The sequence below is a fragment of the Kitasatospora sp. NPDC001540 genome (assembly GCF_042894345.1).
GTDB classification, from domain to species: domain Bacteria; phylum Actinomycetota; class Actinomycetes; order Streptomycetales; family Streptomycetaceae; genus Kitasatospora; species Kitasatospora phosalacinea_C.
On the sequence record NZ_JBIAVO010000010.1, the window covers coordinates 27,254 to 41,945 of the forward strand.

At 74.6% G+C, this 14,692-nt stretch carries 12 protein-coding genes and 2 pseudogenes; 5 read left to right on the forward strand and 9 right to left on the reverse strand.

Annotation, left to right across the window (positions count from 1 at the left end):
• Positions 1–35: 35 nt before the first annotated feature.
• Positions 36–965 (reverse strand): alpha/beta hydrolase, encoded by a 930-nt coding sequence (locus tag ACFY00_RS14675; protein ID WP_388031164.1) that lies wholly within the window; start codon positions 963–965, stop codon positions 36–38.
• Between the two features lie 558 nt (positions 966–1,523).
• The gene (locus ACFY00_RS14680) at positions 1,524–1,961 is read right to left on the reverse strand and encodes a MarR family winged helix-turn-helix transcriptional regulator (protein ID WP_388031167.1); all 438 of its coding nucleotides are present in this window, start codon (positions 1,959–1,961) and stop codon (positions 1,524–1,526) included.
• 112 nt (positions 1,962–2,073) lie between these two features.
• Between ACFY00_RS14680 and ACFY00_RS14685 the strand changes: the two are divergent.
• From ACFY00_RS14685 to ACFY00_RS14695, 3 genes and pseudogenes are all read left to right on the forward strand, one after another.
• Positions 2,074–2,766 (forward strand): annotated as a pseudogene (locus ACFY00_RS14685) (type 1 glutamine amidotransferase domain-containing protein); the annotation flags it as partial.
• On the forward strand, positions 2,752–4,071 hold the full coding sequence (locus ACFY00_RS14690) for an aldehyde dehydrogenase family protein (protein WP_388031441.1): 1,320 nt from the start codon (positions 2,752–2,754) through the stop codon (positions 4,069–4,071). The pseudogene ACFY00_RS14685 and the gene ACFY00_RS14690, both read left to right, overlap by 15 nt.
• Positions 4,072–4,378: 307 nt before the next feature.
• Positions 4,379–4,927 carry a hypothetical protein gene (locus tag ACFY00_RS14695; RefSeq protein ID WP_388031170.1) on the forward strand — a complete coding sequence of 183 codons (549 nt, stop codon included), beginning with the start codon at positions 4,379–4,381 and terminating at the stop codon, positions 4,925–4,927.
• A 26-nt stretch (positions 4,928–4,953) separates the two neighbouring features.
• Here ACFY00_RS14695 and ACFY00_RS14700 read toward each other — a convergent pair whose 3' ends face one another.
• Entirely contained in the window at positions 4,954–5,310 is a 357-nt protein-coding gene (locus ACFY00_RS14700; protein ID WP_388031173.1) for a hypothetical protein, read from the reverse strand.
• 154 nt (positions 5,311–5,464) lie between these two features.
• On the opposite strand from ACFY00_RS14700, the pseudogene ACFY00_RS14705 reads away from it, so the two are divergent.
• Positions 5,465–5,608: pseudogene (locus ACFY00_RS14705) on the forward strand (RICIN domain-containing protein); the annotation flags it as partial.
• Between the two features lie 88 nt (positions 5,609–5,696).
• Here the strand turns inward: ACFY00_RS14705 and ACFY00_RS14710 are convergent.
• Entirely contained in the window at positions 5,697–7,553 is a 1,857-nt protein-coding gene (locus ACFY00_RS14710; protein WP_388031175.1) for an arabinofuranosidase catalytic domain-containing protein, read from the reverse strand.
• Positions 7,554–7,742: 189 nt separating this feature from the next.
• On the opposite strand from ACFY00_RS14710, the gene ACFY00_RS14715 reads away from it, so the two are divergent.
• Positions 7,743–8,780, forward strand: a complete 1,038-nt coding sequence (locus tag ACFY00_RS14715) for a LacI family DNA-binding transcriptional regulator (protein WP_388031178.1) — start codon at positions 7,743–7,745, stop codon at positions 8,778–8,780.
• Positions 8,781–8,812: 32 nt separating this feature from the next.
• Here ACFY00_RS14715 and ACFY00_RS14720 read toward each other — a convergent pair whose 3' ends face one another.
• The 5 genes from ACFY00_RS14720 to ACFY00_RS14740 all read right to left on the reverse strand — a co-directional run bounded on the left by ACFY00_RS14720 (position 8,813) and on the right by ACFY00_RS14740 (position 14,617).
• Complete coding sequence (locus ACFY00_RS14720; RefSeq protein ID WP_388031180.1) at positions 8,813–9,877, reverse strand: aldose epimerase family protein; 1,065 nt, start codon at positions 9,875–9,877, stop codon at positions 8,813–8,815.
• A 37-nt stretch (positions 9,878–9,914) separates the two neighbouring features.
• Positions 9,915–10,949, reverse strand: coding sequence for a LacI family DNA-binding transcriptional regulator (locus ACFY00_RS14725; RefSeq protein ID WP_388031183.1), 1,035 nt, complete (start codon positions 10,947–10,949; stop codon positions 9,915–9,917).
• 73 nt (positions 10,950–11,022) lie between these two features.
• Positions 11,023–12,000 (reverse strand): ABC transporter permease, encoded by a 978-nt coding sequence (locus ACFY00_RS14730; protein WP_388031186.1) that lies wholly within the window; start codon positions 11,998–12,000, stop codon positions 11,023–11,025.
• The gene (locus ACFY00_RS14735; RefSeq protein WP_388031189.1) at positions 11,997–12,962 is read right to left on the reverse strand and encodes an ABC transporter permease; all 966 of its coding nucleotides are present in this window, start codon (positions 12,960–12,962) and stop codon (positions 11,997–11,999) included. The genes ACFY00_RS14730 and ACFY00_RS14735 overlap by 4 nt, the downstream gene beginning before the upstream one ends.
• Entirely contained in the window at positions 12,962–14,617 is a 1,656-nt protein-coding gene (locus ACFY00_RS14740; RefSeq protein ID WP_388031192.1) for a sugar ABC transporter ATP-binding protein, read from the reverse strand. Before ACFY00_RS14740 ends, ACFY00_RS14735 begins: the two co-directional genes overlap by 1 nt.
• Positions 14,618–14,692 lie beyond the last annotated feature (75 nt).

Consider the following 14,692-nt stretch of genomic DNA (forward strand, 5'->3'; position numbering starts at 1 on the left):
GATCGACCGCCGCGGGGCGGCAGCCGCGCCGGAATTCACGCGGCGCTGCCCGCGAGGTGATGGGTGAAGTAGTCGGTGAGCTTGTCGACGGCGGGGTCGACGTACTCGCGCTTGTCGTAGAGGTCGACGTGGCTGGCGCCCTCGATCCAGTGGATCTCCTTGGGGCCGGTGGCTCGCTGGTGGGCCTCGACCGCCATCCAGGCGGTGACGGCGCGCTCGCCGATGATCTGGAGGACGGGACGGGGACCGATCAGGGGGACCGCGAAGAAGGCGTCGTGGAAGGCCATCCGGTCGATGCTCTCCCAGGCGAGGGACTTCGCCGATCGCTCGTGCTCGCCGCGCGGGGTGCAGTAGTACTCGAAGCCCTCGATGCCGTGCTGCCCTCCCAGCGCACCGGCCTGTTCGGCGGTCTCGGGGAACATCGTCATGGTCCCCGGGTCCTCACCGCGGGCCGCGGCCGAGCGGGCCCGGGCAGCGGCCGCCAGCAAGGACCGGAAGACCGCCGGGTCCTGGGTCCCGTCGGCGCCGAGGCGGAACTGCCGGGCGGGTTCGGCGGTGCTCACGGTGGCGACGGCCCTGACCCGGTGGTCGCCGCCCGCAGCGGCCAGGCTGTAGCCGCCGGACGCGCAGATGCCCAGCAGGCCGATGCGCCCGGGATCGACCTCCGCGCGGGTGGTGAGGTAGGAAACGGCGGCCTTGAAGTCCTCCACCCGCTGGGAAGGGTCCTCCAGCCCGCGCGGCAGACCGCCCGACTCCCCCTGGTGGGCGGCGTCGAAGGCGAGGGCGACGAATCCGCGGTCGGCCATCAACCGTGCGTACGTCCCCGAGGTCTGCTCCTTGACCCCGGTGCCCGGATGACCGACCACCAGCGCCGGGTTCCCGCCTCGGGCCGCGGCACCGGGGACGTACAGATGTCCTGCGATCGTGATGCCGGCGCTGTCGAAGGTGACTTCGATCCTTGCCATCAGTGGGATCTCCTCGTGTTCTCCGTCGGCCGTTCCACGAGGGGGCATGGCGTTCGAGGGACGGCGAAGGCCCGGCCGATCGTCTGATCGGTGCCTTCGGCCCAACTGTCCTCCACGACCGCGGTGCCGGGCTTCAGTCATCCGACTGCAGGCCTGCCGCGGACCGCGTCGGCGAGCCCGGATGACGGCGGGCCGCTCCCCTGCCCGGGACGAACCACATCACGTCCCTCCTCGACGGTGTACGGAGGCACCCGTACGAAGAGGTCGGCGCGGCGACAGGACCTCGACGACGACAGTGGCCGGCCGAGGCGCACGGCCCGAGGCCGCGCCCCCAACGGGGCCCCAGGGGCGAGGTCCCCCTGGAGAGTGATACCGACCACGCGCCGCCCGTCCTGTGCGGAGCCGCCGCTCAGCAGCCGGCAGCGCGTCCCATGGGCAGGAAGCCCCTCATGAGCGTGCACATGTCCCGACGGAGCGTCACTCCCCCAGGGCCGCCGCCGCGCACTGCGGCGGGATCGCTCCGCCCCGCGGCCCGGCGAGGCAGAGGGCTCGGCCGGTTCAGTCGGTGCCGACGGGAAAGAGCCGGCACAGCACGCGCTGGAGGGTGCGCCGGTCCCGGTCGCCGAGGTCGTCCAGCCCGCCGAGGGTGGTCAGCAGCTCGGCGCGGATCTCCCGGACGGTCCGCTCGCCCTCCTCGGTCAGGGTCACCCTCTTGATCCGCCGGTCGGCCGGGTCGGCCTCGCGGCGGACCAGGCCGTGCCCCTCCAGCCGGTCGACGATCCCGGTGACGTTGGACGCGTCACAGGCGAGCAGCTCGGCGAGGGTCCGCATGGACACGGGGCGCCGGAGCAGGCTGAGCATCTTGCCCTGCATCAGGGTGAGGCCGCGCGCCGCCGCCACGGTGGCGAAGTTCCGGTAGTACGCGGCCGCGGCCCGGGCCAGCTGGTCCATCAGCTCGACGGACGTGGGCGCGGCGGGCGGGGTGGTGCCGGTCATGGGACGAGTGTAGGCGGGATTGGTTGACATCCTCAACCATCGAGGCCTACCGTCGAGGCATTACTTGAGGTCATCAACTATCGAGGCCCTCAACCCCTTCGGGAGCACCACCATGACCGCTGCCCTCTTCGTCGTCACCGGCGCCACGCACTGGACCCTCGCCGACGGCACCGCCCATCCGACCGGCTACTGGGCCGAGGAACTCGCCGAGCCGCACCGCGTCTTCCGCGAGGCCGGCTACGAGATCACCATCGCCACGCCCGGCGGCGTCCCGGCCACCGTCGACCCGGGCAGCCTGACCGCCGCGGCCAACGGCGGCCAGGAGCGGGCCGACTCGACAGCCGCGTACCTCGACTCCGTCCGCGCCTCGCTCGCCCACCCCGCCAGGCTGGAGGACGTCGACCCGGACGCCTACGACCTGGTCTTCTACCCCGGCGGCCACGGCCCCATGGAGGATCTCGCGGTCGACGAGGCGTCCGGCCGGATCCTCACCCGCGTCCTCGACTCGGGCCGACCGCTCGGCGTGGTCTGCCACGCACCGGCCGCGCTGCTCGCCGCGCGCCGCGACGACGGCAGCTGGCCCTTCGCCGGCTACCGGATGACGGCGTTCACCAACGCCGAGGAGACCGCAGCCGGCCTGGCCGCCCGCGCCGAGTGGCTGCTCCAGGACCGTCTGGTCGAGCTGGGCGCCGACTTCGTCGAGGCCGCCCCCTTCGCCCCGCACACCGTCGTCGACCGCAACCTGTACACCGGGCAGAACCCGGCCTCCTCCGCGGCGCTCGCCCACCGGCTGGTCGAAGCCCTCGCCACCGACGCCGGCACCGTCGTGAAGCGGCTGCGCGACACGTTCCGGTCCGGCCGCACCAAGCCGCTCGCCTGGCGCCTGGCCCAGCTGCGCGCCCTGCGGTCGCTGCTCACCGAGCAGTCCGAGGCGTTCCTGACCGCCCTCCACGCGGACCTGGGCAAGAGCGCCACCGAGGCGTACCGCACCGAGGTGGCCTTCACCGTCAACGAGCTCGACCACACGGTGGAGCACCTGGAGGAGTGGCTGCGCCCGAAGCCGGCCGCCGTGCCCGCCGCCTTCCTCCCGGCCGAGGCCCGGGTGGTCCGCGAGCCGCTCGGCGTGGTCCTGGTCATCGCGCCGTGGAACTATCCGCTGCAGCTGGCCCTCGCCCCGCTGGTGGGCGCCCTGGCGGCGGGCAACACCGCGGTGGTCAAGCCCAGCGAGCTCGCCCCGGCGACCTCGGCGGCCCTCGCCCGGCTGCTGCCGCGCTACCTCGACCCCCGGGCCGTCGCCGTCGTCGAGGGCGCCGTCCCGGAGACCACGGCGTTGCTGGAGCAGCGCTTCGACCACATCTTCTACACCGGCAACGGCACGGTCGGACGGGTCGTCATGGCGGCGGCGGCCAGGCACCTCACCCCCGTCACCCTGGAACTCGGCGGCAAGAGCCCCGTCGTGGTCGAGCCCGGTGTCGACCTGGCCGTCACCGCGCAGCGGATCGTCCGGGGAAAGTTCCTCAACGCGGGCCAGACCTGCGTCGCGCCCGACTACGTCCTGGCCGTCGGCGACACCGCGACCGCGCTCGAGACCGAGCTCGCCGCCGCCGTCCGCGCGGCCTACGGCGACGACCCGGCCGGGAACCCCGAGTACGGACGGATCGTCAACGAGCGCCACTTCGACCGGCTCACCGCGCTGCTCGCCGAGGGACGGGTCGTCACCGGCGGGGACCACGACCGCGCCGCCCGCCATCTCGCCCCCACCGTGCTCGCCGACGTCACGCCCGAGGCTCCGGTGATGCGGGAGGAGATCTTCGGACCGATCCTGCCGATCGTCACCGTGCCCGACCTCGACGCGGCGATCGCCTTCGTCAACGAGCGCGACAAGCCGCTCGCGCTGTACGCGTTCACCGGGTCCGACCGCACCAAGCAGCGGCTGGCCGAGGAGACCTCCTCCGGTGCGCTCGTCTTCGGCCTGCCCGTGTCGCACCTGGCAGTACCCGAGCTGCCGTTCGGCGGCGTCGGCGAGAGCGGCACGGGCCGGTACCACGGCGAGTACTCCATCGACACCTTCAGCCACACCAAGGCCGTCCTCGACAAGCCGCTCGGCTGAGCGACCCGACCGGCCTCCCGGGATCCCGTCGGGGCCGTCGACCCGCCGGGAGGAACCGCACGACGAGCGCCCCCGGCCGCCCCGGCCGCCGACCGTCCCCGGTCGCGCACCCGACCACGACCGGGGACCTGGACCGGAGACCGGGCCGAAACGCTCGAACCACTGGTGACGCCCGGCCGGTCCCCCGTGCCCGTGGCAGCGGTCCTGGGCCGTCCGGGTGGCGGATCGCGGGGGAGGCAACCGCGCGGGGCGGGGCGGGAACGCATCGGACCGAACGTCGGCCGTGACAACGAGAGGGGACCGGTTCATGAGCGCCCGTGCAGAGCAGCGCGGCTCCCCGGCCGGAGGTCTGGCACGTCGCTGGAGCCGGGCCGCCGACACCCACCTGACGCCGACCAAGCGGTCCCTCCTGGTGACCTGGACCGCCTTCGGCACCACCTTCGGCGCCGTCCGACTGATCACCCACGGCATCCGGGGCGGCTGGCTGCCCTGGGGCAACGTGTCGGCGGGCGGGCACCACCTGCACCACTACAACATCGGCATCGCCACCCTGGCCGGCGTCGGTCTGGTCGCCGTCCGCGGCGACGAGCAGGCCGTCCGGCATCCGCTGGTCGCCGCGGGCTACGGGGCGGGCACGGCACTGATCGCGGACGAGTTCGCCCTGCTGCTGGACCTGCAGGACGTGTACTGGACCGAGGAGGGCCGGATCAGCGTGGACGTGGCCCTGGGCATCATGGCCGCCCTCGGCGTCTACCTCACCGCCGCGCCCTTCTGGCACGAGATCGTCCGGATCACCCACGACCACGTGAGGCGCCGCGCTGCCGCCCTCACGGTGCGCTCGACGCCGTACGACTGACGTCCGCCGGGCATCCCGGCGGACCGTCAGCCCGCCGCGTTCCGGCCCGGACCGGCCTCGTCCGCACGCAACCGCGCCACCTCCGCTTCCAGCTCCGCGACACGGGCCTCCAGCACCCGCACGTCGCGGGCCGCGTCCTGGTGTCCCTCCTTGTGGCGCCTGGCGAGGTGCGTGAGGGTGTCCACCCGGTCCGCGAAGGCGTCGCGTTCGGCGACGATCGGCTGGACCACCTGGCCGACGACGACCGCCGCGATCCAGTCGACCCATTCGTTGATGCGCCCGGTGCCCGGCGCGCCGATCAGTTCGGCGTCCTGCAGGCCGTTGAGCATCGCCGGTCGGATGGCGTCGGCGATGCGCTGCTGCGGGCCGGGCTGCTCGGTCACGGTTGCTCCTCGATGACGGGGCGGACGGGTCGGACGGCTTCGCCGGCCGCTCCGGTGCGGATGCTGCCGGAGAAGCGATCCTCCCAGCTGCCGGCCGGTCGAGCGCGCCGGGTGCAGTTCCCCCCCTCGGGGTTGGACGCCGGGAGACCGTGCGGTGGGAGCCCGGAGGAAGCAGCCGCCAGGTGGGACCCGGGAACAGCTGCGCGGCGCCGGCTCCAACCGCTGCCTGGACGTGCCCGGAGCGAGCACCGCCAACGGCGTCCGGACGGAGATCTGGGACTGCAACGGCGGCACCAACCGGAAGTGGAACCGCCAGTGGCAGGAGCGGTTCCGCCGGGGGTTCGCCCGAACCCCCGGCGGAGCCGGTCAGCGCTCCTGGCGGGCCGTCAGCGCAGGGCGAACTTCTGCGCCGCGCTGCCGTTGCAGTCCCACAGCTGCAGGCGGGTGCCGTTGGCGGTGTTGCCGCTCGGCGCGTCCACGCAGCGTCCGGACTGCGGGTTCAGCAGCGAGCCGTCGCCCTGCTGCACCCACTTCTGGGCGCCGCCGCCGTTGCAGTCCCACAGTTGCAGGGGCGTGCCGTTGGCGGTGCCGTTGCCGGTGGCGTCCAGGCAGCGCCCCAGGGTGCGCAGCGAGGTGTCGGCGTTGTGCGTCCAGTGCTGGTCGAGCGCGTACGACTGGCAGTTCCACAGCTGGACGGCGGCGCCGTTGGCGCCGCTGTCGTCGGCCGCGACGTCCACGCACTGCCCGCCGGGGGCGGCGACGGGGCCGCCGCCGTTCACGGTGAACTTCTGCGCCGCGCTGCCGTTGCAGTCCCACAGTTGGAGCCGGGTGCCGTTGGCGCTGTTGCCGCTCGGCGCGTCCACGCAGCGTCCGGACTGCGGGTTCAGCAGCGAGCCGTCGCCCTGCTGGATCCACTTCTGGGCGCCGCCGCCGTTGCAGTCCCACAGTTGGAGGAGCGTGCCGTTGGCGGTGCCGTTGCCGGTGGCGTCCAGGCAGCGGCCGATGGTGCCGAGCGAGCCGTCGGCGTTGTGCGTCCAGTGCTGGTCCTCGGCGTACGTCTGGCAGTTCCACAGCTGGACGGCGGCGCCGTTGGCGCCGCTGTCGTCGGCGGCGACGTCCACGCACTGCCCGCCGGGGCCGGTGACCGTGCCCTGCGGGCCGCTGGGCAGGTCGGTGCGGCCGCTGTAGCCGACGGAGGTGACGTTGGCCTGGACGGCGTTCTCGGTGGCGTCGCTCGGGTAGCCGGCGACCATGGCGCCCTCGAAGAAGGTGCCGCGGTTCCGGTTGGAGTTGTCGCCGCCGATGCCCAGGATGATGCCGCCCTCCTGCTTCATCGGGCGGTAGCCGGAGCGGCTGGGCAGGGCGCCGTTCCACCAGGTGGTGAGCGCGCCGGACTGCGCGTTGCCGCCCTTGAGCGCGTACGTGGTCTGGCCGTCGTTCTTCAGCACGGCGGTGACGTAGGGGCTGTTGTTGCCGAGGTTGGCGGTGTTGGAGCCGTTGTCGCCCTGGAACATGCCGTTCTCCAGGTCGGCCTCGATCCACGGGCCGCTGCCGGTGCACGGCGGGAAGTAGCAGGTGGTGGCGATGGAGACGGCGTCCATGTGGCCGTTGCCGGTGTCGTCGGGGGTGGACTCGGCGTTGCCGTAGTCGAAGCAGCAGTCCGCGCCGACGTGGGTGCCGCTGGCGACCATGTAGACGCCCTCGGGCTGCCCGTTGACGGCGACGCCGGAGGCCACGCCGGTGTAGCGGTAGCCGACGCCGGGCGAGATCCACACGCCGTAGACCTTGTGGCCGTCGGCGGTGACGGCGATCTCGGAGGCGTCCGCGCCGCGGTCGACGCCGCCCGCGGTGCCCGCGGGTCCGGGCAGGAGGTCGTTGTGCCGGGAGGTCTGGTCGTAGATCCGGGTGATCCGGCAGCTGCTGCCGTTGCAGAACTGGTCCTGCGCCTGGGCGTTCGCGTAGCCGCCGGCCGCGAACGGGCCGATGTCGGCGCTCGCGCCGTCGGAGGCCCGGGTGACGCGGTACAGCGGGCCGCCGTAGGCGGCGAACAGGGCGCGGGTGGTGCTGTGCGCGGCGACGCAGGGGGTGCCGCCGGAGGCGTACAGGTCGCAGGGCTGCGCGGTGGCGGCGTGGCCGATGCCGGGCAGGCCGATCAGGGCGGCGACGAGCAGCGCCAGGACGGCGACGGCCGCCCGCGCGTGGTGCCACGACCGCCTTGCGGTCGGCTGGACTTGGCTGGACAAGGTGCGCTCCTTCTGGGTGGGGGTGCGAGGGGGCGGTACCGGTCGCGGGGGCTGCCGGGGCGGGGCCCGGCTCCGGGGCGCGAGGTGCTGTCCGTTCATCGGCGACCTTGTATTCTCACGTTGTAGTAGCGGCGTCGTGGCGAGGCCGGCCGCGCTCCCTCGCGCCGGTCGGCGGGAGGAGGGTGCGGCGTGTCCGTGCCGGGTGGTGGCGCTGCGGCGCCGCGGTTGAAGGACGTGGCGGAGCTGGCCGGGGTCTCGGTCAAGACCGTCTCGAACGTGGTGAACGGCACGGTCCCGGTCGCCGACGCGACCCGCGAACGGGTGCGGCGCGCCATCGACGAGCTGGGCTACCAGCCGAACGTGACGGCCCGTCGGCTGCGCACCGGCCGCAGCGGGGTGATCGCGCTGGCCTTCCCCGAGCTGCCGTCCCCGTACTTCGCGGAGCTGGCGGTGGAGGTGATCGCGGCGGCCCGCCGGGTGGGCATCACCGTGCTGATGGACGACACCGGCGGCGACCCGGCGGCGGAGCTGCGGATCGCCTCCGGCCTGGGCGACCCGATGATCGACGGGGTGATCCTCAGCCCGCTGGGCCTGGACCGGACGGCCCTGCTGTCACGCTCCCGGGAGATCCCGCTGGTGCTGCTGGGCGAGGCCGACCTGGGCCCGGTCGCGGACCGGGTGCACATCGACAACGTGGCGGGCGCCCGCGAGGTGACCCGCCACCTGCTGGACGAGGGCTACCGGCGGATCGCCGCGATCGGCTGGCAGGACCCGGCGCCGCGGGCCACCGCCGAGCAGCGCCTGGCCGGGTACCGGGAGGCGCTGGCGGACGCCGGGCTGCCGCTCGACCCGGAGCTGCTGCCGCCGGTGCGGGCGTACTTCCGCCCGGACGGCGCGTCCGCGATGCGGCGGCTGCTGCGGCTGCCCGAGCGGCCGGACGCGGTGTTCTGCTTCAACGACCTGATGGCGCTGGGCGCGCTGCGGGCGGCGCACGAGGCGGGGCTGCGGGTGCCGCGGGACCTGGCGATCGTCGGGTTCGACGACGTCGAGGAGGCGGCGTACGCGATCCCGTCGCTGACCACGGTCGCGCCCGACAAGCGGCTGATCGCCGAGCTGGCGGTGCGCTGCCTGGAGGAGCGGATCGAGCAGCGCTACACCGGCCCGGGGCGGCGGATCACGCCGGGCTTCCGGGTGGTGGTGCGCGAGAGCAGCACCGTGGCGCGCTGAGCGGCGGTCGGCCGCCACCGGCCCCCGGCCGGTCACCGCGGGTCCGCCAGGTGCGGGAAGCGGAACTCGGTGGTGCTGCGCCGGGGCGCGCCGGGGCGCAGCACGGTGTCGGGGTAGTCGGGGCGGTTGGGCGAGTCGGGGAAGTGCTGGGTCTCCAGGCAGAGCCCGCCGTGCCTCGGGTGCGGGTTCCCGGTCAGGGCGTTGCCGGTGTAGACCTGCAGGCCGGGCTCGGTGGTCCAGACCTCCATCCGGCGGCGGCTGGCGGGGTCGTGCAGCCGGGCGGCGCGGCGCAGCGCGCCGGGGGCGGGGGGCGCGGTGAGCACGAAGCAGTGGTCGTAGCCGCCAGCCCGGCGCAGTTGGGGGTGCGGGTGGGCGAGGCGTTCGCCGAGCGGGCGGGGCGCGCCGAGGTCGAAGGGGGTGCCGGCGGTGGGGGCGGGGGCGCCGAGCGGGATGGCGGCGGGGTCGACGGGGAGGTAGGCGTCGGCGTCGACGGCCAGGCGGTGGTCGAGGAGGCCGGCCCCGTCCGGTCCGGCGAGGTTGAAGTAGGCGTGCTGGGTGAGGTTGACGGGGGTGGGCCGGTCGGTGCGGGCGGTCCAGTCCAGGCGCAGGGTGCCGTGGCGGTCGAGGGTGTAGCGGGCGGTGACGTGCAGGGCGCCGGGGAATCCCATGTCGCCGTCGGGGCTGTGCAGGTCCAGGCGCAGGGCGGCGCTGTCGCGGCGGGGCAGGGCGGTGGCGTGCCAGCGGCGGCGGTGGAAGCCGTCCGGTCCGCCGTGCAGGGCGTGGCCGCGGTCGGTGGCGGGGACGCGGTGGGTGCGGCCGTCGAGGTCGAAGCGGCCGTGGGCGATCCGGTTCGCGTAGCGGCCGATCAGGGCGCCGAGGTAGGCGGTGTCGGCGCGGTAGCCGTCCAGGGTGTCGTGGCCGAGGACGACGCTGGCGCGGCTGCCGTCGGGGGCGGGGACGTCGAGGCGGTGCAGGACGCCGCCGCGGTCCAGGACCTCGGCGCGCACGCCGGTGCCGGAGTCGAGCGTCCAGCGGGAGACGGGGGTGCCGTCGGGCAGGGTGCCGAACGGGCTGCGGGTCACGGACGGGAGCGGCAACGGGGTTCCTTCGCGGAGGGGGCGCTCTGGCCCGGCGTCAGGGGCGGTGCGCCGCGCGTCCGGCGGTGGATTCGCGGACGACCAGGGTGTGGCTGGGCAGGATGCGGCGGGGCGCCGGCGGGGTGCGGCCGGGGGCGGACTCGATCCGGGCGATCAGGCAGTCGACGGCGAGGCGGGCGATGGCGGCCTTGTCGGGGGCGATGGTGGTGAGGGTGACGGCGCCGTAGCGGCCGTCCTCGATGTCGTCGAAGCCGACCACGGCGACCTGTTCGGGCACCTTGACGCCGCGTTCGGCCAGCACCCGCAGCGCGCCGAGGGCGACCAGGTCGTTGTAGGCGAAGACGGCGTCGGGCGGGTCGGGCAGGTCGAGCAGCCGGGTCATGGCGACGGCGCCGTCCAGGCGGTCGTAGCCGTCGGTGGCGACCACCAGGTCCTGGTCGGGGCTGCGTCCGGCGGCGAGGAGCTCCTCGCGCCAGCCGCGCAGCCGCAGGTGGGCGGGTTGCCGGCGGCTGTCGCGGCGGGCGCCGACGAAGGCGATCCGGCGGCGGCCGAGGCCGAGCAGGTGGCGCACGGCCAGCCGGGCGGCGGCGACGTTGTCGATGGCGATGTGGTCGAACGGGGCGTCGTACTCGCGCTCGCCCAGCAGGACCAGCGGCGGCCGGTCGGGGCGGTGCAGCAGGTCCTCCTTCTCCAGGTGGATGGGGCTGAGGATGAGCCCGTCGATGAGGTGGGAGCGGAAGCCCTGGGAGACCAGGGTCTCGTTGGCGCGCAGCCCGGCGGTGTGGTCGAGCAGCACGGTGTGGGCGTGGTGGGCGGCGGCGTCGATGACGGCGGTGGCGAGGTCGGCGAAGTAGGGGTTGCCGAGTTCGGGGACGGCGAGCGCGATGATGCCGCTGCGTCCGGTGCGCAGTTGCCGGGCGGTGGCGTTGGGGCGGTAGCCGAGCTCGTCGATGGCGCGCTGGACGCGGTCGCGGGTGCCGGCCCGGACGTGCGGGTAGTCGTTGACCACGTTGGAGACGGTCTTGACGGACACTCCGGCCCGCAGTGCGACGTCCTTGAGGCTCACGCCCATGGCCCTCGGCCCCTCTCGTTCGGTTCGGGCGGGACCGGCGCGCGCCGCGCCGCCCGCGGGGTGCGGGCGGCGTTCACTCGTCCCGGCGTTCCCGGTTGAGCAGTGCCTGGGCGAGCACCACGGCGGCGAGGAAGGCGCCGTTGACGGTGTCGGTGACGGCGGAGCCGTACTGGGAGGCGGAGCGGTCGATCAGGTTGTGGACCACCGACAGCAGCAGGACGCCGATGACGGTGCCGCCGACCGAGCCGCTGCCGCCGGTGAGCAGGGTGCCGCCGATCACCACCGAGGCGATGGCGGTGAGTTCGTAGCCGACGCCGACGGTGGTGACGCCGGAGCCGAGCCGGGCGCCGCCGAGCGCGCCGGCGGCGCTGGCGAGCGTCGCGGAGAGCACGTAGACCAGCGCCTTGGTGCGGGCGACCGGCAGGCCCATCAGGGTGGCGGCGTGCTCGTTGCCGCCGATCGCGGTGGTGGTGGCGCCGAACCGGGTGCGGGTGAGCAGCAGGGCGCCGAGGCCGAACAGGGCGGCGGAGATCAGCACCGGTGTCCAGGTGCCCTCGCCGAGCGCGCGGAACGCCGAGCCGCGCGGCACCAGGTGGGTGTTCGCGCCTTCGTCGGTGATGAGTTGGAGCAGGCCGCGGGCGCCGAGCAGGCCGGCCAGGGTGACGATGAACGGGGCCGTCCGGGCCCGGGCGATGAGCAGTCCGTGCACGCAGCCCCAGGCGGCGCCGACGGCGAGCGGCAGCAGCAGGGCGGCCCAGGTGCCGTAGCGCTCGGCGGCCCAGGCGGCGAGGACGCCGCCGAGCGCGTACATCGAGCCGACCGACAGGTCGATGCCGCCGGTGAGGATGACGAAGGTCAGGCCGAGGGCGAGCAGCCAGACGAAGGCGTTGTTGCCGAGGATCGCGCCCAGGTTGGCGGTGCTCGCGAAGCCGGAGGAGAACACCGAGGCGCAGAGCACCAGCAGGGCCAGCACGGTGAGCGGGCCGTGGCGCTGGATGCGGGTGGCGAGTCGTTCGGCGGCGCTCTCCGCGGTGGGGACGGTGGAGCTCATCGGGTACCACGCTCCTGGGAGGCGTAGACGGCGACGCAGATGACGGCCGCCTCGATGATCTTGGTGAGCGATCCGGGCACGTCGTGCTGGGTGAGCACGGCGGCGGTCAGCTGCATGAACAGGGCGCCCGCGACGGTGCCCAGCACCCGGACGCTGCCGCCGGCCAGCGGGGTGCCGCCGACCACGACGGCGGTGATCGCGTCCAGTTCGATGTTCCGGCCCTGGTTGGCCGGGTCCGCCTCGGCGCCGTGCCCGACGATCATCGCGCCGGCCACGGCGGCCAGTACGCCGGACAGCAGGTACACCGTCAGCAGCACCCGGCGCACCGGGAGCCCGGCCAGCCGGGACGCCCGCCGGTTGTCGCCGATCGCGACCAACTGCCGTCCGAACGTGGTGCGGTGCACCAGCACCGCGGTCAGCCCGACGCACCCGGCCGCCAGCCAGGCGGTCAGCGGGACGCCGAGGAAGGCGTCCGAGCCGAGGGCGAGCAGGCCGGGGTCGGTGACCGGTTTGGCGGAGGCGCCGTTGACCAGGGAGGCGAGGCCGCGCACGCCGATCATCAGGGCGAGCGTCGCCACGATCGGCTGGACCCCGGCGAAGGCCACCATCGCGCCGCCCGCCAGTCCGCTCAGCGCGCCGAGCGCGACGGCCACCAGCAGCGCCACCGGCAGCCCCCACCCGATGTACAGCGGGATCACGGCGGCCGCGAGCGCGATCACCGCGCCCACCGACAGGTCGATGCCCTCGGTGCCGATCACCAGCGCCATCCCCAGCGCGACCATCAGCGTCGGCGCGACCTGGAACAGCTGGATCCGCACGTTCCCCGCCGACAGGAACCCGGTGTCCAGCACCACCGCCGCCAGGAACAGCGCCCCCAGCGCCGCGTACACCCCGTAGCGCCGCAGCAACCGCAGCACGGGGCTCCGGCCCCGCAGGACCCCCGCGGGGGCGAGCACACTCATCACCGCGCTCCGTCCGTCTCGTCGCCGTCGGCAGGAGCACCCGGGCCGGTCCCCCCGGCGTCCGGCGCTTCCCCGGACGGGGGGCGGGGCTCGTGGGAGAGGGCGGCGAGCAGGTCGTCCGGGTTGACCCGGTCGCCGGTGAGTTCGTCGACGGGGGTGCCGTCCTTGAGGACCAGGACGCGGTCGGCGCCGGCGATCAGCTCCTCCGCGTCGGAGGAGATCAGCAGGACGCCGAGCCCGTCGGCGGCGAGTTCGTCGATCAGGGTCTGCACCTCGGCGCGGGCGCCGACGTCGATGCCGCGGGTGGGTTCGTCGAGCAGCAGGACCCTGGGGGCGAGGCAGAGCCAGCGGGCCAGCAGGACCTTCTGCTGGTTGCCGCCGGAGAGGTCGGCGACCTTCTGGTCGGGGCTCGCGGCCTTGATCCGCAGCCGGGCCATGAACTTCTCCACCACCTCGTCCTGCCGGGCGCGGGAGACCAGGCCGGCCCGGGAGAGCCGGGGCAGCGCGGCCAGCACGATGTTCTCCCGGACGGACAGGCCGGGCACGATGCCCTCGGCCTTGCGGTCCTCGGGCAGCAGCACCACACCGGCCCGGATCGCGGCGGCGGGGCTGCGCCGGGTCAGCTCCCTCCCGTCGACCTCGACCCGTCCGGCGTCCGCGCCGAGCGCGCCGACCACCGCCTTGGCGCTCTCGCTGCGTCCGGAGCCGAGCAGTCCGCCCAGGCCGAGCACCTCGCCGCGGTGGATGTCGAGGTCGACCCCGTGGACGCGGTGGCGCACGGTGAGGCCGCGGGCCCGCAGCGCGGGCGGGGCGTCGGCGTCGGGGGTGTGCCGGGTGCCGCGGGCGCGGGCGGCGACGAGGGTGCGGCCGAGCATCAGGGCGACCAGGTCGCGGCGGGCCAGGGGGGCGAGTTCGCCGGTGTGCACGACCCGGCCGTCGCGCAGGACGGTGACGTCGTCGCACAGGGCGTAGAGCTCGTCCGTCCGGTGGCTGACGTACACCACGGCGGTGCCCCGGGCGGTGAGGTCGCGGACGACGGCGAACAGGGTGTCCACCTCGCGGGGTTCCAGCGAGGAGGTGGGTTCGTCCATGACGACGACCCGGGCGTCGACCTGGACGGCGCGGGCGAGGGCGACCATCTGCTGGGCGCCGAGGCCGAGTTCGCGCAGCGGCCGGGCGACGTCGGTGTCGACGCCGTAGCGGACCAGCAGCTCGGCGGCCTCCCGGTGCATCCGGCGCAGGTCGAGCAGGCCGCGGCGGCGCGGTTCGCGGCCCAGGTACAGGTTGCGGGCCACCGACATCATCGGCACCAGGTTGACCTCCTGGTGGATCGTCGAGACGCCGGCCTGCTGCGCCTCCAGCGGCGTGCGGAACTCCCTTTCCGCACCGGCCAGTTCGATCCTCCCGGCGTCGGGGCGGTGGACGCCGGTGAGCACCTTGATCAAGGTGGACTTGCCGGCGCCGTTCTCGCCGACCAGGGCGTGCACCCGCCCCGGACGGAGCGTCAGGCCGACGTCCCGGAGGGCGTGGACGCCCGCGAAACTCTTGTCGATCCCGGTCGCCACCAGCACGGGCGCGCCGATGTCCACGAGTGTGCCGACGGGCTGCTTCGCGGGTGTGCCGACGGGTTCGTCGGGCCGGTCCGCCTGGGCCATGGGGTTCCTCCTCCTGCGGTCGTTCTCGGACGGGGGCGGGCCGGGGACCGCGGGCGGGCGGGCCCCGGGGGCGGG